The sequence below is a fragment of the Pantoea sp. BJ2 genome (assembly GCF_040255075.1).
Lineage (GTDB): Bacteria > Pseudomonadota > Gammaproteobacteria > Enterobacterales > Enterobacteriaceae > Pantoea > Pantoea leporis.
The window spans coordinates 598,644-620,115 of the sequence record NZ_CP158293.1 but is presented as its reverse complement, the minus strand read 5'-3'; the positions used below and the strand labels follow the sequence as shown (position 1 = coordinate 620,115).

The 21,472-nt window shown below is 57.9% G+C and carries 18 protein-coding genes; 15 read left to right on the top strand and 3 right to left on the bottom strand.

What is annotated here, in order from left to right; genetic code table 11:
- Positions 1–23 precede the first annotated feature (23 nt).
- The 4 genes from AAF463_RS22360 (at position 24) to AAF463_RS22345 (ending at position 5,286) form a co-directional block, all read left to right on the top strand.
- A complete protein-coding gene (locus tag AAF463_RS22360) occupies positions 24–1,052 on the top strand; it encodes an ABC transporter substrate-binding protein (RefSeq protein WP_350262129.1) in 1,029 nt (342 codons plus the stop codon).
- Between the two features lie 138 nt (positions 1,053–1,190).
- Complete coding sequence (locus tag AAF463_RS22355; protein WP_350262128.1) at positions 1,191–3,413, top strand: iron ABC transporter permease; 2,223 nt, start codon at positions 1,191–1,193, stop codon at positions 3,411–3,413.
- Entirely contained in the window at positions 3,410–4,471 is a 1,062-nt protein-coding gene (locus AAF463_RS22350; RefSeq protein ID WP_061719127.1) for an ABC transporter ATP-binding protein, read from the top strand. Before AAF463_RS22355 ends, AAF463_RS22350 begins: the two co-directional genes overlap by 4 nt.
- Positions 4,472–4,485: 14 nt before the next feature.
- On the top strand, positions 4,486–5,286 hold the full coding sequence (locus AAF463_RS22345) for an inositol monophosphatase family protein (RefSeq protein WP_101761717.1): 801 nt from the start codon (positions 4,486–4,488) through the stop codon (positions 5,284–5,286).
- A 36-nt stretch (positions 5,287–5,322) separates the two neighbouring features.
- Here AAF463_RS22345 and AAF463_RS22340 read toward each other — a convergent pair whose 3' ends face one another.
- Positions 5,323–5,961, bottom strand: a complete 639-nt coding sequence (locus AAF463_RS22340) for a LysE family transporter (protein ID WP_101761716.1) — start codon at positions 5,959–5,961, stop codon at positions 5,323–5,325.
- A gap of 280 nt (positions 5,962–6,241) precedes the next feature.
- Here AAF463_RS22340 and AAF463_RS22335 point away from each other — a divergent pair, with 280 nt between their 5' ends.
- The 7 genes from AAF463_RS22335 (at position 6,242) to AAF463_RS22305 (ending at position 13,146) form a co-directional block, all read left to right on the top strand.
- Positions 6,242–7,462: a lactonase family protein gene (locus AAF463_RS22335; RefSeq protein WP_350262127.1), complete on the top strand. Its 1,221-nt coding sequence runs from the start codon at positions 6,242–6,244 to the stop codon at positions 7,460–7,462.
- 291 nt (positions 7,463–7,753) lie between these two features.
- Positions 7,754–8,995 carry an ABC transporter substrate-binding protein gene (locus tag AAF463_RS22330; RefSeq protein ID WP_350262126.1) on the top strand — a complete coding sequence of 414 codons (1,242 nt, stop codon included), beginning with the start codon at positions 7,754–7,756 and terminating at the stop codon, positions 8,993–8,995.
- An 11-nt stretch (positions 8,996–9,006) separates the two neighbouring features.
- Positions 9,007–9,876, top strand: coding sequence for a branched-chain amino acid ABC transporter permease (locus tag AAF463_RS22325; RefSeq protein WP_350262124.1), 870 nt, complete (start codon positions 9,007–9,009; stop codon positions 9,874–9,876).
- The gene (locus tag AAF463_RS22320) at positions 9,876–10,904 is read left to right on the top strand and encodes a branched-chain amino acid ABC transporter permease (protein ID WP_350262123.1); all 1,029 of its coding nucleotides are present in this window, start codon (positions 9,876–9,878) and stop codon (positions 10,902–10,904) included. Before AAF463_RS22325 ends, AAF463_RS22320 begins: the two co-directional genes overlap by 1 nt.
- Complete coding sequence (locus tag AAF463_RS22315; RefSeq protein ID WP_350262122.1) at positions 10,901–11,632, top strand: ATP-binding cassette domain-containing protein; 732 nt, start codon at positions 10,901–10,903, stop codon at positions 11,630–11,632. Before AAF463_RS22320 ends, AAF463_RS22315 begins: the two co-directional genes overlap by 4 nt.
- Positions 11,625–12,329 carry an ABC transporter ATP-binding protein gene (locus AAF463_RS22310; protein ID WP_350262120.1) on the top strand — a complete coding sequence of 235 codons (705 nt, stop codon included), beginning with the start codon at positions 11,625–11,627 and terminating at the stop codon, positions 12,327–12,329. The genes AAF463_RS22315 and AAF463_RS22310 overlap by 8 nt, the downstream gene beginning before the upstream one ends.
- A gap of 238 nt (positions 12,330–12,567) precedes the next feature.
- Positions 12,568–13,146: an ANTAR domain-containing protein gene (locus AAF463_RS22305; protein ID WP_350262119.1), complete on the top strand. Its 579-nt coding sequence runs from the start codon at positions 12,568–12,570 to the stop codon at positions 13,144–13,146.
- Here the strand turns inward: AAF463_RS22305 and AAF463_RS22300 are convergent.
- Both AAF463_RS22300 and AAF463_RS22295 read right to left on the bottom strand, forming a co-directional pair.
- Positions 13,135–14,082 carry a helix-turn-helix domain-containing protein gene (locus AAF463_RS22300; protein ID WP_110866766.1) on the bottom strand — a complete coding sequence of 316 codons (948 nt, stop codon included), beginning with the start codon at positions 14,080–14,082 and terminating at the stop codon, positions 13,135–13,137. The two genes, AAF463_RS22305 and AAF463_RS22300, sit on opposite strands and share 12 nt — an antisense overlap.
- A 118-nt stretch (positions 14,083–14,200) precedes the next feature.
- Positions 14,201–15,595, bottom strand: coding sequence for an amidase (locus AAF463_RS22295; RefSeq protein WP_350262118.1), 1,395 nt, complete (start codon positions 15,593–15,595; stop codon positions 14,201–14,203).
- A 275-nt stretch (positions 15,596–15,870) separates the two neighbouring features.
- Here AAF463_RS22295 and AAF463_RS22290 point away from each other — a divergent pair, with 275 nt between their 5' ends.
- The 4 genes from AAF463_RS22290 to AAF463_RS22275 all read left to right on the top strand — a co-directional run bounded on the left by AAF463_RS22290 (position 15,871) and on the right by AAF463_RS22275 (position 21,464).
- A complete protein-coding gene (locus AAF463_RS22290; protein ID WP_350262117.1) occupies positions 15,871–17,301 on the top strand; it encodes a hypothetical protein in 1,431 nt (476 codons plus the stop codon).
- 387 nt (positions 17,302–17,688) lie between these two features.
- Positions 17,689–18,894, top strand: a complete 1,206-nt coding sequence (locus tag AAF463_RS22285; RefSeq protein WP_350262116.1) for an SfnB family sulfur acquisition oxidoreductase — start codon at positions 17,689–17,691, stop codon at positions 18,892–18,894.
- A 9-nt stretch (positions 18,895–18,903) separates the two neighbouring features.
- Positions 18,904–20,106, top strand: a complete 1,203-nt coding sequence (locus tag AAF463_RS22280; protein ID WP_350262115.1) for an SfnB family sulfur acquisition oxidoreductase — start codon at positions 18,904–18,906, stop codon at positions 20,104–20,106.
- Positions 20,103–21,464 (top strand): LLM class flavin-dependent oxidoreductase, encoded by a 1,362-nt coding sequence (locus AAF463_RS22275; RefSeq protein ID WP_350262114.1) that lies wholly within the window; start codon positions 20,103–20,105, stop codon positions 21,462–21,464. Before AAF463_RS22280 ends, AAF463_RS22275 begins: the two co-directional genes overlap by 4 nt.
- Positions 21,465–21,472 lie beyond the last annotated feature (8 nt).

The following is a 21,472-nucleotide window of genomic DNA, read 5'->3' as shown; positions in this document are numbered from 1 at the left end:
ACCCTACAATCCGGGAGAACACTATGCGAGTCACCTCAATGGCCATCGCGCTATCCCTCTGTTGCACTGCCATACCTTCTGCCGCCTCGGCGGCGGGCAATCTGAACATGGTCTGCTCCGCCGATGTGGTGGTGTGCGAGCACATGACCAACATCTTCAGCAAGGCACATCCGGATATCAAAGTCAGCATGGTGCGCCTCTCGGCGGGCGAAGCTTATGCACGTCTGCGCAGCGAAGCACGTAATCCGCGCACTGATATCTGGTGGGCCGGCACCGGCGATCCGCATATGCAGGCGGCGGAAGAGGGGCTGACGCAGCCGTACAAATCGCCGCTGCTCGATCAGCAGCAGGATTGGGCGCAGAAGCAGGCGGAAAACTCTCATTACCGCACGGTGGGCATTTACGCCGGCGCGCTGGGTTGGGGTTACAACACCAAATTACTGGCGTCGAAAAAGCTGAAAGAGCCGAAATGCTGGGCCGATTTGCTGGACCCAAGCTTCAAAGGAGAAATCCAGATCGCCAACCCGAACTCGTCGGGCACGGCCTACAACACGCTGGCGACGCTGGTGCAGATCATGGGTGAAGATCAGGCCTTTGATTACCTGAAAAAACTCAACGCCAATATTTCGCAGTACACCAAATCCGGCTCGGCGCCGGTGAAATCGGCGGCGCGTGGCGAAACCACCGTGGGCATTGTGTTTATGCATGATGCGGTGGCGATGGAAGTCGACGGTTTCCCGATCAAGACCGTCGCGCCCTGCGAAGGCACCGGCTATGAGATTGGCTCAATGTCGATTGTTAAAGGAGCGCGCAATCTCGCTAACGCCAAAGTCTGGTACGACTGGGCGCTGAGCGCCGAAGCGCAATCGCATATGAAAGAGGCCAAATCCTTCCAGCTGCCGTCGAACCGCAACGCGGAGATTTCAGAGTACGCGCCGCGCTTTGAGAACATCAAATTGATCGATTACGACTTCAAGACCTACGGCGATTCGGCCAAACGTAAAGCGTTACTGGGACGTTGGGATAAAGAGATCGGTGCCAGCGCGCAGTAAGAATTTGCGCACACCGTAGCGGCGCAATTTATTGCGCGTTGTTCGTCGGTGCATGCGGTTCGAATGTTGAAAAGCAAAAACGCGCGAGAAATCGCGCCGCTACGCATACGTGCACGCAATGACGTTTTGGGGGATTGGATGAATGCAAATAATCGTCGTCTGACAGGCGCGCTGCTCATCGGCGCAGTGGCGTTACTGCTGCTGCCGTGGTTCAGCCTGGAAGCCGGTTTCTTCAGCCGCGGCTGGTTAACCAGCCTGTGGAGCGATAGCGCCAACGCGCCTGCGTTGTGGCAAGTGGGCGAACATCCGTGGCTCATCATCGCCATCGCGCTGTTTGTGCTGTGCGCTGGCTGCGGCCTCCTGCCAGGCGCGGCGCGCAGCCGTTTGCTGCTGCTGTTCAGCGCACTTGGCGTGCTGTTCCTCATCATCGAAGGTCACGCAATTGGCTACAGCGGCTGGAGCTGGCTGTGGCTGGAAAACCGCTTCGGCACGCTCGCATCCGGCCAGCCGGCAATGGGCGCAGGTGCGCTGCTGTTGCTGACCACTTTTCTGCTGCTGTTCTCCTTCGCGCTGGCTGAACGCGGCGTGATGAAAGGCGACGCCTTTGTGGTGGCGTCGCTGGTGCTGCTCACCGCGCTGGTGAGCATCTTTGTGCTCTATCCGGTGCTGAGCATGTTTGTGGTGTCGGTGCAGGACGTAGACGGCAGCTTCAAACCGGATGGCTTAATCAGCAACATTCAGGATCCGTCGATCTGGAGCTTGTCCTGCTTGTCGGGCGGCACCTGCGGCACCGCATGGCGCACGTTGTGGCTGGCGCTGATGACTGCCGCCGGATCAACGCTGCTCGGTTTGGCGTTTGCCTTAGCCGCTACGCGCACGCCGCTGCCGTTTAAGAAAGCGCTGCGCATGCTGACCATTTTGCCGATCATCACGCCGCCATTTGTCATTGGTCTGGCGCTGATCCTGCTGTTTGGTCGCTCCGGCGTAGTGACGGAACATCTGGCGGCGCTGTTTGGCATCGAGCCGGGCCGCTGGCTATATGGCTTAACCGGCATCTGGATTGCGCAGGTGCTGTCGTTTACGCCGATCGCGTTTCTGGTGCTGATTGGCGTGGTGGAAGGTGTTAGTCCGTCGCTGGAAGAGGCATCACAAACGCTGCGTGCCAATCGCTGGCGCACCTTTACGCGCGTCTCGCTGCCGCTGATGGCGCCGGGTTTAGCCAACGCTTTCCTGATTAGCTTTATCGAAAGCATGGCCGATTTCGGTAATCCGATGGTGCTGGGCGGCAGTCACGGCGTGCTCTCCACTGAGATCTTCTTCTCGGTAGTTGGCGCGCAGAACGATCCAAGTCGTGCGGCCGTGCTGGCGATGATTCTGCTGTGCTTCACGCTGACGGCCTTTGTGCTGCAGCGCTGGTGGCTCGGCGGTAAAAACTTCGCCACCGTCACCGGCAAAGGCGACGGCGGCAAACATGTGCAGCTGCCGCGCGTGCTGCGCTTTGGCGTGTACGGCATGGTGATTCCGTGGGGCCTGTTCACGCTGGTGATCTACGGCATGATTGTGGTCGGCGGCTTTGTGCAGTCGTGGGGATTGAATGATGCGCTGACCATCGAGCATTACGTGCGCGCCTTTGGCGTCAGCTTCAGCAACGGGCACCTGCTGTGGAGCGGCGTGGCGTGGAACTCGTTCTGGACCACGCTGGAGATCGCGCTGATTGCCGCGCCGCTGACGGCGATTGTCGGCCTGCTTACCGCATGGCTAATTGTGCGTCAGAAGTTTGCCGGTCGTCAGACCTTCGAGTTCCTGCTGATGCTGAGCTTCGCCATTCCCGGCACGGTGATCGGCGTGAGTTATGTGATGGCCTATAACCTGCCGCCGCTGGAGATCACCGGTACCGCGATGATCCTGGTAGCCTGCTTTGTGTTCCGCAACATGCCGGTTGGCGTGCGCGGCGGCATCGCAGCGATGAGCCAGCTGGATAAAAGTCTGGATGAAGCGTCATTAACGCTCGGGGCCAACAGCTTCCGCACGCTGCGCAAAGTGGTACTGCCGCTGCTGAAACCCGCCATCAGCGCCGCGCTGGTCTATGCCTTCGTGCGTGCCATTACCTCAATCAGTGCGGTGATCTTCCTCGTGAGCGCGCAATACAACATGGCAACCTCGTACATCGTTGGGCTGGTGGAAAACGGCGAATACGGTGTGGCGATTGCTTATTCAACCGTCTTGATTGTGGTGATGCTGCTGATCATCGGCATATTCCAGTGGCTGGTGGGCGAACGGCGTCTGCGCCGCGTGGCCCGTCCGGTCGATATTGCGGTGCCGCCCGCAACAACCTCATTAACGCAGGAGAGAGCCGTATGACACGTGTAACCGCTGGATCTGTGGTGTTTGAACACGTCTCGAAACGCTTTGCCGGATTTGATGCCATTCCCGATCTCTCGCTGACGGTGGAGCCCGGCACCCTGGTAACGCTGCTGGGTCCGTCCGGCTGCGGCAAAACCACCACGCTGCGCCTGCTGGCCGGGCTCGAGCATCCCAGCGCCGGGCGCATTTTGATTGGCGGCAAAGATGTCACCAACTTGCCCGCCAATGAGCGCGACGTGGCGATGGTGTTTCAGTCTTACGCGCTGTTCCCGCACATGAGCGCGCTCGACAACATCATGTATGGCTTGCAGTCGTCGGGCATGAATAAGCGTGAAGCGCAGGACCGCGCGCGCGAAGGGTTGAAGCTGGTGGGCCTCGAACATCAGGGCCAGCGATTGCCATCTGAGCTCTCCGGCGGGCAGCAACAGCGCATTGCCGTGGCGCGCGCGCTGGTGCTGGAGCCGCAGGTGCTGCTGCTGGATGAACCGCTCTCGAATCTCGATGAGCGTTTGCGTCGCCGGGTGCGCACCGATATCCGCGATCTGCAACAGCGACTCGGCTTCACCGCGGTATACGTCACGCACGATCAGGAAGAGGCGCTGGCGGTCTCCGATAAGATTATTGTCATGAAAGAGGGGGATATTGCACAGCAGGGCGCGCCGGAAAGTCTTTATCACGCGCCGAACTCGGTGTTTATCGCCGACTTTATGGGCGAGGCCAATATCCTGCCGTGCGAAGTGGAGCAGCTTGATGGCAGCGAAGCGCTGGTGCGACTCGGCAGCCAGCGCTATCGTGTGCGCGGCAACGGCCTGAAAACCGGCGCAGCACAGCTGTCGGTGCGACCGCAATTCATCACACTGCGCGGAGAAGGCGCAGGTGCACTGCGCGGCGAAGTGACGCACAGCACGTGGCTCGGCGACCATATCGAATATGAAGTCGCCACCGAATTGGGTTCACTGTTTATTGTCGATGCCGAGATGGAGCAGCAGTTGCCGCTGGCCTCGAACGTCGCGATTGATTTTAAACCTCAGGGTTTGGCCCTGATTGCCGGTTAATGTAAGGATGGATGATGAGTGAATTAGACAATGACCCGCTATTATCGCGCCTGATTCTGGCGGAGAAGGTGGCACGCGCCGGCGGCGCGAAGGCGCTGGAGTATTTCCATCAGCGTGAAACCTTGGTGGTGGAGACCAAATACGATTTGCAGGATGTGGTGTCGCGCGCTGACCGCGAAGTGGAGCAGATGATCGACCAGCAAATTCGCGCGCAGTTTGCCGACGACGGTTTCCTCGGCGAAGAGTACGGATTGCAGGAAGGTTCATCGGGTTATACGTGGGTGGTCGATCCGATCGACGGCACCAGCCCGTTCCTTAACGGCATGCCGAACTGGTGCGTGTCCGTGGCGGTGCTGCATGACGGCGTGCCGGTGATTGGCGTGATTTTCGCGCCCACTTATCAGGAGTGTTACGTGGCGGCGATGGGTCAGGGTGCCACGCTCAACGGCAAGCGCTTGCAGGTGGATGCGTCGCGCACGCTGCAAAACCACGTCACCGGTTTTGGTGCCAACAGCCACGTCAGCCCGGATGAAGTAGGAAAAATCCTCGCATCGCTGCTGGCGGCGGGTGGAAATTTTATCCGCATTGGGTCCGGCGCATTGATGCTGGCGTGGGTCGCGGCTGGGCGCGTGGTCGGTTATTACGAACCGTACATGCATGCGTGGGATTGCCTGGCCGGTTATTGCCTGGTGAAGGAAGCGGGCGGCTGGTATCACCCGTTCAATACCGAAGGTGAACGATTGTTGAAAGGCGCACAGGTATTGGCGGTTGCGCCAGGCGCGGAAGCGGATTTGAAGCGGATTGCCGGGTTGTGATGTTGGTTGCGGTCGCCATTTAATGGCGACCTTCTATCAAACCAGAATAAATTCCCGGTAACCCGACCAAATCACATAGATGGCGAAATAAACAAAAATCAAAGCCGAAGCAAGATAGGAATACTTCAGCAAACGCTGCCCCAACAGCTTACCGCCCATGCTACCGACCAGGCACAGCACGCAGGTCCACACTACGCCCGCAATAAAGAAGCCGCCAAGAAACGATGAGGTTGCGGCCGCGCTGCCGTGTCCCATGCGGGAAATCAACGCACCGCCGACGCTGGCAAACCACAAAATCGCGGTCGGCGATGACATCGCCAGCATTACGCCACGACTGAACTCGCGCAGCAGCGATCGATAGGGCTGTTGTTCGGTTTCCGGCAGTGCAGCCTGCTTTTGCAACGCCGCATACAGCATTTTCCCGGCAAACCATAGCAGCATCACACCGCCGCCAATCCACAATACCCAGCGCACGGCGGTGAACTGCAACACAATCGCCATGCCCGCCAGCGCCAGCACCGCATAGATTAAGTCACCAATGCAGGTGCCAATCCCCAACCAAAAACCGTGAAAATAGCCGCGCTGCATCGCCAGCGTGATCATGGCGATATTGGCGAGACCAATATCAAGGCATAACGACAAACTCAGCAGAAAACCATTTGAAAACTGCAGCATAGCAACGTCAGCATCCCTGGCATGTTAATAGGGCTGTATTAAAGCATGCAGGAAAACGCAGTAATAATAAGAATTACGCATTTGTGCTATTCCGGCTGCCACGTTTGGAGGTAATCGTGCTCTAACGGCGGATAAATCCACGATAATGTGAACACGATCACGCCTGTTCGCCGCGAATCAAAGCAATCCCACTATAGTCGTTATGCGGCCTGCAGCATTGGCCGCAATCACAATAAAAAATCCAACTCTGCGAACGATTTTTATAAAGAACATTCCGATTATGGTGGGTACCACAATGAAAAATCACAATAAAACGGTGTCTGGCGGTATGGCGTCACGTTTAAGCGTGGCATTATCGCTAGCTGTTTTCACATTAGCGGGAAGTGCAATGGCAACTGCAGCGGAACATCATAACCAAACGGCTTTAGTGGGCACATGGACCAGCATCCCGGATGCGCCGTTAGTGCAAAATCCAGGTCATCCCAGCGAAGGTTTATACCGTTTGAAGGTCAATAGCGACGGCACGCTGACGCCGCTCGATTTCATCAAAATGAAAAGCCCATCGTGGATTGTGAAATCGCACGATGGACGTTTTGCCTATACCACTAACGAAGAAAACGCCGGTGCCGTCACTGCGCTGGCGATTGATCACGGCGGCGAAGTGCGCGTGATTAACGCGGTGGATAGCCACGGCCAGCAGCCGACGCATGCCACCATTAGCCCGGACGGGAAATTCCTGTTTGTCGCCAACTACTCGGTGGCTAAAGGCGGTGCCAGCGTGGCGGTATTCCCGATTCATCACGACGGTTCGCTCGGCGAGCAGGTACAGAATTTCCCGTTCGCCAGCGGCAGCGGGGCAGTGAAAGATCGTCAGGATAGCGGGCATGCGCACTCCACCACCTTCACTCATGATGGCAAATACCTTTACGCTGCAGATCTCGGCGGCGACAAACTGCACGCTTATGCCTATCACGCGGGCAACGCTCAGCCGCTGCAAGCGGATACTTCACGCGATGTCACCTTCCCGGCCGGATCGGGCCCGCGCCACATGGTGTTTTCACTGGATGGTAAACACGCCTATGTCATTACCGAAATGGCCGGTGAAGTGGTGGTGTTTGCGGTTAAGGACGATCGTCTGCAGCAGCAATCTAGCGTCAAACTGAATACGGAAAACAGCAGCGCCGAGTATCGCAGCGGCGGCGGCATTATCCTCAGCCCGAACGGCAAATTTGTGATAGCCGCTAATCGTGGATCGGATAACAGCTTAGTGGTGTTCCGCATTGAGCAGGATGGTTCACTGGGATCGCCGGTGCGCTATAAAGCGGATGGCATTGAACCGCGCGCTTTCGCCTTTGATGCCAGCGGCAAATACCTTTATGTGGCGAACGTGTTTACCAATAACATCACCCTGTTCCATTTCGATGAACAGAGCGGTGTGCTGAAAGCCGCGGGTGAAGTGGCGAAGATTGCCACGCCGACGGATATTAAGTTTTTTAATTGAGTGTTATTGAGGTCGCCATGAAGGGCGACCTCGCACCTAATTGGTGCCCATTGCCATTTAACAGTGCGCACGTTGTCGTAGCGGCGCGATTTATCGCGCAATGAATCGCGCCGCTATGTGAATGTGCAGAGTCTAATTAATTTGGCCCACTTCTTGCTTTATTAAAAACAACGCCCCAACGATGTGGCAACCCTCTTTTCAATGCAGACAGCGCCGTCTGTAGATCGCTTTTATTCTCTCCGGCCTCCCGGAAACACTCCTGTTTGATCCTTCTCTTTTCAAGAGGTTGCTATGGCTATTAGTCGTCGTTCATTTATCCAGGGTTCAGCCGTTTCGGCATTAGGCTTGGCTGCAGGCGTTGTGCCTCAATTCTCTTTCGCCGCCGACAGCAAGGACGCCATCAAAATCGCCAGTATTCTCGACTTATCCGGCGGGCTCGATATTTACGGTAAGCCGATGTCGAACGCCATTAATCTGGCGGCAGAAGAGATCAACGCGGCGGGTGGTTTATTAGGTCGACCGTTGCAGGTGATTAATTACGATGCGCAATCCAATATGCAGCTTTATGCGCAATATGCGCAGCAGGCGGCGCTGAAAGATAAAGTGGCGGTGGTGCATGGTGGTATTACCTCGGCCTCGCGTGAGGTTATTCGTCCGGTATTGGATCGTTTCCGTTCACTCTATTTTTATCCGGCGCAATATGAAGGCGGCGTGTGCGATCGCAATTACTTCTCATCCGGTTCTACGCCGGCACAAACCGTGGAAAAGCTGGTGCCTTACGCGGTGAAGAAGTGGGGCAAAAAAGTCTACGTGCTGGCGGCGGATTATAACTACGGCCAAATCGTCTCGGCGTGGGTGAAAAAGTCGGTGCACGATAATGGCGGTGAAGTGGTAACGGTTGAATTCTTCCCGCTGGATGTTACCGATTTTGGTGCGGCGATCTCTAAAATCCAGAGCGCCAAACCCGACATGGTGTGGTCAGCGCTGGTCGGTGGCGCGCACATCTCCTTCTATCGCCAGTGGCATGCGGCTGGTATGAGCGGCAAGATCCCGATTGCCTCCACGGTGTTTGGCGGCGGCAACGAACATATCATTCTGTCGCCGGAAGAGAGCAACGGCATTCTGGTTGCCGCCAACTATATGCAGGAAATCCCCTCACCGGAAAACAAAGCTTTCGTTGAGCGATTCCATGCGCGCTACGGCGCCAATACGCCGTACATCAGCGACCTGGCGATGGGCGCTTATCAGGGCATGTTGATCTGGGCGGAAGGGGTGCGCAAAGCGGGCGATATCGATCGCATGAAGGTGATCGAGGCGCTGGAGTCCGGCGTCAAGCTGACCTCGCCGAGCGGCAAGCTGAGTGTGGATCCGGCGACGCATCACTGTTCGCTGGATGTGCATATCGCCGAAGTGGAAAACCATCAGATGAAAATTCTGCAAACCTTCACCGATCAAGCGCCGGTGGATACCGCGATGGTGTGCGATCTGAAGAAAAACCCGCGCGATACCAAACAGTATCAAATTGAGCTGTGACAGGAGCCGCTATGGATCTGTTCATTATCTACGCCATTGAAGTGCTTAATGCCATCGCCGTGCTGGTGATCATGAGCGTCGGGCTGGCGGTGGTGTTCGGCATGATGAAAATCGTCAATATGGCGCACGGCGAATTCATGATGCTGGGCGGCTACAGCGCCATTCTCGCCACCAATCAGTGGGGCGTGCCGATCTGGATCTCGATGCTGGTGATTGCGCCGCTCACTGTGGGGGTGTTTGGCGCGGTAATCGAGCGCGTAATTATCCGTCATCTGTACGGGCGGATGATCGACACCATGCTGGCGACATGGGGGCTGAGTCTGGCGCTGATTGGTGCCGCCACCATGCTGTTCGGCAACACCACGCTGGGCATCAGTTCACCGCTGCCCAGCGTCAGCATCGGCAGCTACAGCACCAGCGGTTATTCGCTGTTCATGATTGTGTTTGCGATCGGCTTGCTCGGCGCGCTGTGGTTGCTATTGCGCTTCACCACTTTAGGTTTGTGCGCGCGCGCCACCATGCAGAATGCGCGCATGGCGGCGGCGCTCGGCAGCAATCCGGGCAAAATCTACAGCCTGACGCTTGGCCTGGGCGCAGCGCTGTCGGGTTTAGGCGGCGCGCTGTTAGCGCCGATTACCGGCGTGATCCCGACCATTGGCGTCAGCTTTATCGCCAAAGCCTTTATCACGGTGATTGGCGGTGGTAGCGCCATCATCGCCGGAACACTCTCCGCCTCGACGTTATTCGGCACCATTTCGCAACTGGTGACGTACTTCTCCACGCCGGTGTTTGGTGCCGTCGCGCTATTGCTGAGCGCCATTGTGCTGCTGCGCTTGCTGCCGCAGGGCATCACCGGACGCTTCTTCAGGAGATCGCTGTAATGAAACTGTTCTCGGAAAAGATCCAGATTATCGTCATCTCACTGGCGATGGTGCTGGTGGCGCTGTGGCTGTCAGGCGCGATTGAGCTCTACACCTTGCTGTCGCTGACGGTGTTTCTGGTGATGGGTTTGTTGTCGCTCAGCCTGGCGTTCATCTGGGGCTACGGCGGCATCCTGTGCTTTGGTCAGGCGGCGTTTTTCGGTTTAGGGGCCTACACCTATGCGATTTGCGCTATCAACTGGGGCGATTCGACCTGGGCGGTGGTGATGGCGGTGCTGCTGCCAACGTTGTTCTCGCTGTTGTTCGGCTATGTGATTTTTTATGGCGGCGTCAGCGATGTCTATCTCGGCGCCATCACGCTGGCGGTGAGTCTGGTGCTGTTTAACTGGGTCAACTCCACCTCCGGCAGCGAATACCACATCGGCGAGGCGTTGCTGGGCGGCTTTAACGGCATTCCTTCGGTGCCGACGCTTAACCTGCCGTTCCAGCCGGAGGCGATTTTATCGCCCGAGGCGATCTTTATGGTCACCGCCGGATGTCTGGCGCTGTGCTACGCCTTGCTGAAGTTCGTGCTGCTGAGCCGTTTTGGCAAAACCGTGGTGGCGATCCGTGAGAACGAGCAGCGCGCCGGATTGCTCGGCTACAACGTGCCGGCGCATAAATTGGCAACCTTCGCCATCGGCGCGGCCATTGCCGGACTGGCGGGCTGTTTGTACGTCAACTGGGGCGCCTTTGTTAGTCCCGGCGTGTTTAGCATCAGCCAGTCGGCGCAGATCATCATCTGGGTGATTGTCGGTGGCCGCGGCACGCTGCTGGGTCCGGTGATCAGCTGCGTGCTGTTGCAGTGGATGGTGACGCGGCTGGGCGCGCAGCAAACCGTGGATGTCAACTTAGTGCTCGGCGTGATTCTGGCGGTGTTTGTGTTGCTGATTCCAGGCGGCATTCTGCCAACGTTGCAGCGCCTGTGGCGGCGCAAGCGTCCCGCCGCGCCTGCCAGCCGCGCGCAGGTCAGTGAGGTGAAACCATGACGGCCAACGTGTTACTGGAAACCCGCAAAATGGGCGTCAGTTTTGGCGGCGTGCATGCGGTGAAAGAGGTGGATTTCACCCTACGTGAAGGTGAGTTGCGCTGCCTGATCGGCCCTAACGGCGCAGGCAAAAGCACTTTCTTCAAGATGCTGAGCGGCCAGGTCACGCCGACGCGCGGCGAGTGCCGCTATCGCGAACAGGTGATCTCCGGCAAACGGCCATGGGAAATCGCGCGTTTGGGGATTGGCATTAAAACTCAGGTGCCGAGCGTGTTCGAAGGCTTAAGCGTGCGGGAAAACCTGTGGCAGGCGGCAGCAAATAAGCTGGCGAAAGCGGCGCTGCCGGCGGCGATAGAACAGGTGCTGGAGGATATCGGTCTGGTCGATCTGCAACATGCGGTGCTCTCGGAACTGGCGCACGGTCAGCGGCAGTGGGTGGAGCTGGGGATGATCCTGATCTCCAAACCGCAGCTGGTGCTGCTGGATGAACCGGCGGCGGGTATGACGCATCAGGAAGTGCGCAAAACCGCGCAGCTGATCAAGGCGATTAATCAGCTGAGCACGGTGGTGGTGGTGGAACACGACATGGAGTTCATCAGCATGATTGCGCAGCAGGTGACGGTGTTTAACCAGGGCGCGGTGCTGGCGGAAGGCAGCTTCCGCGAGGTGACGCAAAATCCGCGGGTGAAAGAGGCGTATCTCGGCAATCTGGAGATTAAACATGCTTGAAATTAAAGAGATGGTCTCGGGCTACAACAAGATTCCGGTGCTGAACTTATCCGAGCTGTTTGTCGGCGCGAAGTCGTTTACCGGCGTGCTGGGCCGCAACGGCATGGGCAAAACTACGCTGCTGCGCACCATTATGGGGGAACTGCCGGCCTGGCAAGGCCAGATCGCGCTGAACGGCATCGATATTACCCGTTATCAGGCGCACCAGCGGGCGGTGGCGGGCATCGGTTTTGTACCGCAGGGCCGACAGATTTTCCCGCAGCTGACGGTGGAGGAGAACTTGCGCATGGGCTGCGTGAAACATTTCTCCCGCGCCGGAGAAATTATCGAGCAGATGCTTCAGTATTTTCCGCGCCTGAAACGCCTGCTGGCGCAGCCGGGCGGTGCGCTATCAGGCGGCGAGCAGCAGCTATTGGCGCTGGCGCGCTGCCTGTGCGGCCAGCAGCAGCTGGTGCTGCTGGATGAGCCAACGGAAGGGATTCAACCAAATATCTGCGAGGAGATTATCGAGACGTTGCGGCGGCTGCGCCATGAGATGGATATTTCGATCATTTTGGTGGAGCAGGATATCGAGTTTCTTTACGCGCTCTCTGACCAGATTCATGTGATTGAGAAGGGGCAGATTGTGCAAAGGATCGATCCGAAAACCCAGTCGAGCGCCAGCGTGGCGGAACAGTTTTTGGGGTTTCATGCTTGAGCTGTTTTACCCTTGCCCTCACCCTAGCCCTCTCCCGCAGGCGGGAGAGGGGACAGATTGAGCGGGCTTGTATATGGCAGCGTCTTCCTATCCCCGTGGGAGAGGGCCGGGGTGAGGGCATCAGCGCACAGCGGACATTGTCCGCCCTGACACAGCACCCGGCAGCATCAGCAAAGCGTTAACCCATCCGCTCGCTTACTGTGAGCTTTCCTCATTCGGGATGCGCATAGGGTGAACCATGACTGAACAATCATTACTGGCAACGCTTTCTGGTGTCCGGCTGCATATTTTCCATCCTGATTCACAGAGCGTGCGCGCGTTTTGCGCCTCGCTGACGCAGCTGGGCTGTCACGCGCAGCACAGCTGGCCGCCTGCCGCGTCACTCTCCACTGATACGCAGCTGCTGCTGGTGGCGATCGATATGCATCAGCAGCCACTGTTAACCCCGCTGTTTATCAGCGCGCGCGAAAGGGATATTCCCATCATCGCGCTGGCGGATAGCCACAACGCACGGCTGTTTCCGCTACTGCTGCAACTCCAGCCGAATGCCATCGCTGCGCGTGAGCTCAATCCGTTTGCCTTGATTGTGCAAATGATTGGCACGCTAAAAACCGTGCGTCACCAGCAGCGGTTGCGTGCGGTACAGCAGGCGCGTCAAGCGCGTAGTGAGCGACTGGCGCAGGCCAAAAGCGTGCTGATGCAAACCTTCGGGCTGGATGAATCGGGGGCGTACCGCTTGATGCGCCGTGAAGCGATGAACACGCGCAGCAGCATGGAATTCACCGCCGAGCGCGTGATCACCACGCTACAAAAGTAGCGGCGCGTCCGGCTGCCGTAACAGGCTGCTGGGCGTATAACCAAAGGTTTTGCGGAACGCCAGGCTGAAGTGCGACATATCGCTAAAGCCGTGATCCAACGCCACCTGGGTGATATTGCGCGCTTTGCCTTCGGCGAGAATGCGATGACACGCCTGCAAACGCTCCTGCCAGAGGAAGTTCATCGGCGTGGTGCCGTGCGCGGCAAACACCCGGCTGATAGTGCGCGGCGAGACATGATGCGCATTAGCGATCTGCGCCACCGACAGCTCTGGCTCCTGCAGGTTGTGACGCAGAAAACTCACTACGCGTGAGTAAAGATCCGGCTTCAGCGCCTCTTCGCTGTGCTGCAAATTGACGCTCACCGAAATCATATTCAGCAGCGTGTTGGCAAACTGCTCGGCCAGAAACGGGTTCTCGCGGTCGGGATTAAACACGAACGCTTCCTGCAGCAGCAGCTTGAGCGATGCCATGCCGGGGCGCGTGAGATCCAGCGTTTTGCCTGCAAGTTTGGCGGTGGCAGGCGCTTCCTTCTCCATGATGTGACGTGGCAGATGCACGATATTGATCGCCACCTTCTCCATCGTAAAATCAAACGGCGTGGCAGCATCGTAAATCACCACATCGCCGGCGCTGACGCGTGATTGATGGCCATTCTGCCGCAGCGTGCCGCTGCCGGCGCAGACGTAGCCCAGATAGAAATCGTGATTAGGATGGCGGCGGATGCATTCTGCTGTGCGTTGCCACATCAGCGCGGTATGCGATACGTGATTGGCAATATCCATGTGACCGAGCATCGAATAGGCAAAGCTGCCGGAAAAAGTGCCTGAATGCATCTGTCGCGCTTGGGCGTTGATCAGACGCGAGCACACCGCATCACGCCAGGCATCGAAGCGATGACGGTTATCGAGATCGTCGGTGGTGAAAAGCTCTTTCATATCAGCATCCCCTAAACATGGCGAAAAAGGGCGGAAGTCATGAAGTTGAAGCAAGTTTCAGGCCATGAGCGGGTGAAATGACCGCCCCGAAGCTATCGGGGCGGCAAACAACGCAGATTTACAACGCAGGATGCTGATTATGCCAGTCGGTGACCTGCTGGAAGGCCCACGCGCCCTGAATCATGGTGGTTTCGGCGAAATGTGCTGCCACCAACTGGAAGCCAATCGGCGCGCCGCCTGCGGTTTTGCCGCACGGCAGGGTGATGGTGGGATGACCGCTGGCATCGAATGCACTGGTATAGCGCAGCACGCCGTTAAACAGTGCCTGATCGGTACCAAAACGGGTCATGGTGTCCCAGGTCAATCCGGCATACGCGGTAGCCGGTGCCAGAATCAGATCAACCTGAGTAAAGAGCGCGGAGATATCGCCGCGCAGCGCCGCACGGCTGAGCAGCAAACGCTGATACTCCAGCGCGGTGACGCTGTGACCGAGATCCAGCAGACCCGCCAGGCCCGGACCGTATTGATCTTTCTGCGCCGGATAGGTGTCTTCATGCGCCAGCGCGGTTTCTACAGCGCAGAGTGCGCTCCACTCGGCGGCGGCTTTTTCGGTATCGGGCAAGGTGATATCCACCAGCGTCGCGCCGAGCGAACTCAAGGTGGCGATCGCCGATTGCAGCGCAGCACGCGTCTCCTCGTCGACTTTCTCCAGCGCCCAGCTTTTATCAACACCGATACGCATCTTGCTGATGCCGCGCGTCATCAGCGCCAGATAATCCGGAACCGGCTCGCTGCTGGAGGTGGAATCTTTATCATCGCGACCGGCAATCGCCTGCAACATGGCGGCGGCATCGGCGGCGTTACGTGCCATCGGGCCGATATGATCCAGTGATGCCGCCAGTTCACAGGCACCGTGACGCGTGACGCGGCCCCACGTCGGTTTAATGCCGGTCAGGCCGTTGGCGTTGGAGGGAAAACGAATCGATCCGCCGGTATCGGTGCCAATTGAGCCGAAGCATAACCCTGCGGCGGTGGCGACGCCGGATCCGCTGGAGGAGACGCCGGTCCACAGCGCGCTGCCCCACGGATTATTCGGCCGGGTGATGTCGGGATGGTGATCGGCGAAGGCGCTTTCGGTTTGCGTCAGCTTGCCGAGAATCACCGCACCCGCCGCGCGGAAGCGCTCCACCACGGTGGAGTCTTCTGAAGGGTAACGATCTTTGTGGATGATCATGCCGTGGCTGGTGGGCGCGTCTTTGGTCCAGATCAGATCTTTCAGTGCGATTGGCACGCCGTGCAGTGGACCGCGCATTTTGCCTTGGGCTATTTCAGCATCGGCTTCAGCCGCCTGTTGCAGTGCACTATCGCGCATCACGTAGAAGTAGCTGTGTAAGTCGCGATCGAGCGTATCAATGCGCGTCAGCAGGGTTTGCGTGACGTCTACCGAAGAGATTTCGCCCGACTGAATCAAGCGGCCAATTTCCAGCAAGCTTTTGTAATGCAGATTATCCATCGTGACCTACCTCGTGAGTGAGAGATGTGTTGATGAATAACCTAAGTCACTGCGTGAAGTACGGCTGTGTTTAGGCGGACAGATGGTATGTCAGAACTGCCAATGCATTTCCCTCACCCCAGCCCTCTCCCGCAGGCGGGAGAGGGAGCAGACGTTGCACAATTGGTTCCCTCTCCCGTTTATGGGAGAGGGTTAGGGTGAGGGCAAAAACCATTAAAGCCGCTGAACATTTCGCCGATAACTCTCAGGAATAGTACACAACGAGGATTATTTTCATGCTAAATGGGATTGGCAGCAGCGTACTGAGAAGTTTAATTGCATCGAATGCGGTGGTGACGCCGGCGGTGAACAACAAATCCGCGCAAAACGCTCTGACGGCGGAAGCGTCGACCAAAGTCACCTTCAGCGAGGCGAGTGATGCCATCGCCGCGATCTACAAAATCGAGCCCGCGCAGGTCAAGAGTTCCGTCGATGTCACCAGCAGCTTGCAGGCGCAGCTCAACGGTGCCGCGCACGCCAGCGGCGTCGGTATGAACGGTCTCGGCAGCACCTTATTGAGTAATCTGGCCAGCCATCGCGGCGACGTAACCTTAAGCGTGCCAGCGACGGAAGCGCTGAACGGCGCGCAGAGCAGCAGCCAAAGTGCGCTGGCGCTGACCATCACTACCCAATCTGGTGTGCAGGTGAGTTTGCAGATGACGCGTCAACAGGGCGGCATGGTGGTGGAGCTGAAAACCAGCGGCGGCCAGCTCAGCAACGTTGAAGCGGCGGCGATGGGTCAGCTATCCGCCGGTTTGCAGAAGGCGCTGGATGGCCTGGATGGCAGCACCACCAAACTTGATATCAGCGATCTGATGAAGTTCAACACTTCAGTGTTGAAAAGTGTCGATTTGAAGACCGATCTGCGTAATGGCAATAACGTCACGCAGTCGCTGAACTTGCATGCCGACGATCAGGCGCGCTGGCTCGGCTTCCACAACGGCGATGTCAGCATCAAACTCGATACCGATGTTTCGAAACTGACGCAGGCGGGCAGCGCGGCACAGCAGGCGGCGGCGCTGGATCAGTGGAGCAGCAAATTTGATCAGGCCGCCTCGCGCGGTCACGGCGATAGCGACATGTTGACGCTGTTTAAAGACAGCTTCCGCGCGCTCAATACCACCGAAGGCAAGGCGGCTGAAAGCATCAATTCGCAGCGCGTGAAGTCGATTGATGCCAATGCGGCGAAGAACGGCGCAATCAGCGGACTGGCGGACTTCTCGGCGAGCTATCAGCAGACGCCGGTTTCCGGTAATCCGTATAAGCCGGAAGAGCAAGACACCTTCTCCCTGAACGTGGCGCAGAAAACGGCTACGCAAACGCATGGTGATACCCAGGATTTGACCCAGCAAACGCTGTTTAAACTCAAGGCCAGCTTCCACACCGCGCTGGATTCTGTCTCAGCGGCGAAGTTGACCGAACAGAAGTCGTCGCAAAACTATAAGTATCATTTGATCGATGATGAAGAGCGCAGCCAGACCTCGGTGACGCAGAATAAGAAAGGGGATTTGACCGCGAATTATGCGCAGCAGCTAACGCAAAATGAGACGGTGAAAAGCTATCAGCTGGCGAAGTTGATCGATAGCGTGCAGATTCCGCATAGTGTGAAAAGCGAATCCACCCGCAGTTTCGCTGCCGCGCAGTTTGATGCGCAATTAAATAATTAATATTTTGCGCCGCTTTTAAATTCCGCACCATCCGTAGCGGCGCGATTCATCGCGCGTTTTTGAACGTTAAACATCAACGCGCGATAAATCGTGCCGCTACATTATTTGCGGAATTAAACTTTTCTTAGCGTTATTTGATCTTAAGAATTACTCACCGCTTTTTTATACTCGCTAATTGCCTGCAGCGCCGCCGCTAGCCTGTTGTTGTGCTTAAATAAATCCATAGCTTAATAATGGCAACGCATTGCCGGATATAGCATAACCGCGCTATTTACTTGTTTTAACCCCGCTGATTATCATCGCTTTCAATCCGTTATTCATTCCACGGCCTGCTGAGTTTTTCAGTGCAGGCCTACACTTCGCTGTGCAGTAAAAGTGAAATCAGCTATGACGCAAAACAGTGACGAGATTATTAACCGCGCAGCGGTATTAAACAGCGATGAAGAAGCCATCGCCGCCGCACGCCATTTGGCCGGGCAGGCGAAAGGCGGCGCAGTCGAGCGCGACCAGCAGCGCATTTACCCCATCGCGCTGCTCAACCAGTTCACCGCGTTGGGACTTGGCAGCATCAGCGTGCCGCGCGAATTGGGTGGTGCGGGTTTGTCGTACCAGACCATGGCCGAAGTGTTTCGTCTGATCTCCGCCAGCGATCCCTCGCTGGGGCAAATCCCGCAAAACCACTTTGGTCTGATCCAGTTCATCCTTGGCGAAGGTTCTGCCGCGCAACAGCAGCGGCTGCTGAGCGCGGTGGTGCAGGGCAAACGTCTGGGTAACGGCGGACCGGAGAAAAACACCAAACATACGCGAGACGTACAGGCGCAGCTAGTGACAACGTCACACGGCGTGCAGCTCACCGGCGAGAAGTTCTACTCTACCGGCGCGCTGTTCGCCGACATTCTGGTCACCACGGCGATGCACGATCAGCAGCCGAAAATGGCCTTTATTCCGCTGCCGACGCCGGGCGTGGAAATTGTGGATGACTGGTCCGGTATTGGCCAGCGCACTACCGCCAGCGGTACGGTGAAGTTGCATCAGGTTGTGGTTGATCCCGCGTTATTGATGTCGTTGCCTCCCGCTGAAAAACCGACGCTGCGCGGCGCAGTTTCTCAGCTGATTCAGGCGGCGATTGATGCGGGCATTGCGCAAGGCGCGCTGGATGAGGCGCTGGAGTTTGTGCGCAGCAGCTCGCGACCTTGGGTGGATGCCAATGTCAGCCGCAATGCCGACGATCCCTACATCCTCGCCGATGTGGGCCGCATCAGCACCGAACTGAGCGCCGCCAACGCGCTGCTGGCTCGTGCTGCCCGGGTACTCGATAGCATCGATCAACAGGCGCTGACCGCCGAAAACTGCGCACGCGCATCGATTGCGGTAGCGGAAGCCAAAGTGCTGACCACCGAAGTGGCGCTGCGTGCCAGTGAGAAGCTGCTGGAATGGGGCGGCAGTCGCGGCACCTTGCTTCGTCACGGTCTTGATCGTCACTGGCGCAATGCGCGCACTCACACGCTGCACGATCCGGTGCGCTGGAAAACTCATGCCATCGGCAACTATTACCTCAATGATGCGCTGCCTGCGCGTCATGCGTGGATTTAAGGAGTAACCATGACGCAGGTATCGCCTAAACAGCGCGCGACGCGCATTGAGAATGCCCAGCAGGCGTTGCAGGTCGCGCAGGAGCTGGCGGAGCGTTTTCGTGCCGGTTCTGCCCAGCGCGACCGCGAACGTGAACTGCCGCACACCGAGTTGCAGCAGCTTTTTCAATCCGGACTGGGCGCCATCACCGTGCCGCGTGACTTTGGCGGCATTGAGATTTCTACCGCCGAACTGGCCGCGATTTTCGTGCTTTTGAGCGCCGCCGACGGTTCGATTGGTCAGGTGCCGCAGAACCATTTTTATGCGCTGGAAGTGCTGCGCATCAACGGCAGCGAGGCGCAGAAACAGCGGCTCTACGCCGAAGTGCTGGCAGGCGTGCATCACGGCAACGCGCTGGCGGAATTCAGTTCGCCCGCCGCGCATCAGCGTTCTACGGCCGTTTCGCAGCAGGCGGAAGGATTACGCCTCAACGGCAATAAGTTTTACTGCACCGGCGCGCTGTATGCCGATCGCATTCCGACGCTGGCGATTGCCGATGATGGCAAAGAGCAGCTGGTGTTTGTGCCGCGCCATCAGCACGGCGTCAACGTGATTGATGACTGGAGCGGCTTTGGCCAGCGCACCACCGGCAGCGGCAGCGTGCAGTTCCGCGACGTAGCGATTGTGCCGGAAGATGTGGTGCCGTTCCAGACGGCGTTTGAGCGTCCGAGCACCGTTGGGCCCTTTGCGCAGATTATGCATGCGGCTATCGATCAGGGCATCGCGCGGGCGGCGTTTGACGACATGCTCGATTTCCTACGTCAACGCGCGCGGCCGTGGCCGGACAGCGGCGTCGATCGTGCGAGCGACGATCCGCTGACGCTTGATCGTACCGGTCGTCTGGCCGCACGTTTGAGCGCCGGCGATGCGTTGCTGGCGATTGCGAGTGATGCGGTTGACGTGGCGCAGCGCGATCCCAGCGCCGAAAACGTGGCGCTGGCGTCGGTAGAAGTCGCCAAAGCCCGCGCCTGGACCACGGACGTGTCGCTGGAGGCCAGCAACCTGCTGTTTGAACTTGGCGGATCGCGTTCCAGCCTGCGCGAGCATAACTTCGACCGCCACTGGCGCAATGCGCGTACCCATACCTTGCACGATCCAGTGCGCTGGAAATATCCGGCCATCGGCAACTACCTGCTGAATGGCGTGTTGCCGCCGCGTCGGGGAACAATATGAGTCAAAAACAGATTCTGCTCAACGCCTTCAATATGAACTGCGTTGGGCACATTCATCACGGTATGTGGACGCATCCACAGGATCGTTCGGTGGATTTCAACTCGCTGGATCACTGGCTGGATCTGGCGCGTTTGCTGGAGCGCGGGCTGTTTGATGGGCTGTTTATCGCCGATATTCTCGGCGTGTATGACGTCTATCAGCAAGGCATTGGCCTGACCGCCAAAGAGTCGATTCAGCTGCCGGTGAACGATCCGCTGATGCTGATTTCCGGCATGGCCAGCGTTACGCAGCATCTGGGTTTTGGCGTCACCGCCAACCTGAGTTATGAAGCGCCGTACCCGTTCGCGCGCCGCCTTTCCACGCTCGATCACCTGACCAAAGGGCGCATCGGCTGGAACATCGTCACCGGTTATCTTGATAGCGCCGCGCGTGCCATGGGCCAGCAACAGCTGCTGGCGCACGATCGCCGCTACGATCAGGCCGATGAGTTTCTCGATGTCACCTACAAGCTGTGGGAAGGCAGCTGGCAGGATGATGCACTGGTGCAGGATAAAGCCAATCGTCGCTACGCCGATGCCAATAAAATCCGCCAAATCAATCATCAGGGCGAGTTCTATCAGGTGCAGGGTTATCACCTGAGCAGCCCGTCGCCGCAGCGCACGCCGCTGCTGTTCCAGGCTGGTTCCTCGGCGCGCGGCGTGCAGTTTGCCGGACGTCACGCCGAGTGCAGCTTTGTGAATGCTGCGTCACCGGCAGCGATGCGCGAGCAATCGACGCGCTTGCGCCAGGCGGCGTTGGAGGCCGGACGCCATCCTAACGATCTGCGCATCTTTATGGGCGTCAGCGTGATTGTCGCGCCCACCGAACGTGAAGCGCAGGAGAAGCATCAAAGCTACCTCGCCTACGCCAGCCCAGAAGCCGGCATCGCGCACTTCTCCAGCTCGATTGGTCTGGATTTGGCGGCATTCGAACTCGATGAGCCGATTCAGACCGGCGACACGCGCGCCATAGAATCGGTGAGCAAAGCCTTCAGCGGCTGGACGCGGCGTCGTTTGCTGGAGCAGCACGCGATGGGCAGCCGCTATCCGCTGATCGTTGGCAATCCGAGCCAGGTCGCGGATGCGCTGATTAAGTGGATCGACGAAGGCGATATCGACGGCTTTAACCTGACGCGCATCCTTAATCCGCAGAGCTACCGCGATTTTATCGATCTGGTGGTGCCGGAATTACAGCAGCGCGGCCGCTTCAAGACCGCGTATCAGCCCGGTTCATTGCGGCAGAAAATTTTTCAACAGCAGGACCGCTTGCCCGATCGCCATCCGGCGGCGCGCTGGCGCGACGGCGTTAACCTTCGTTAATTTAACCT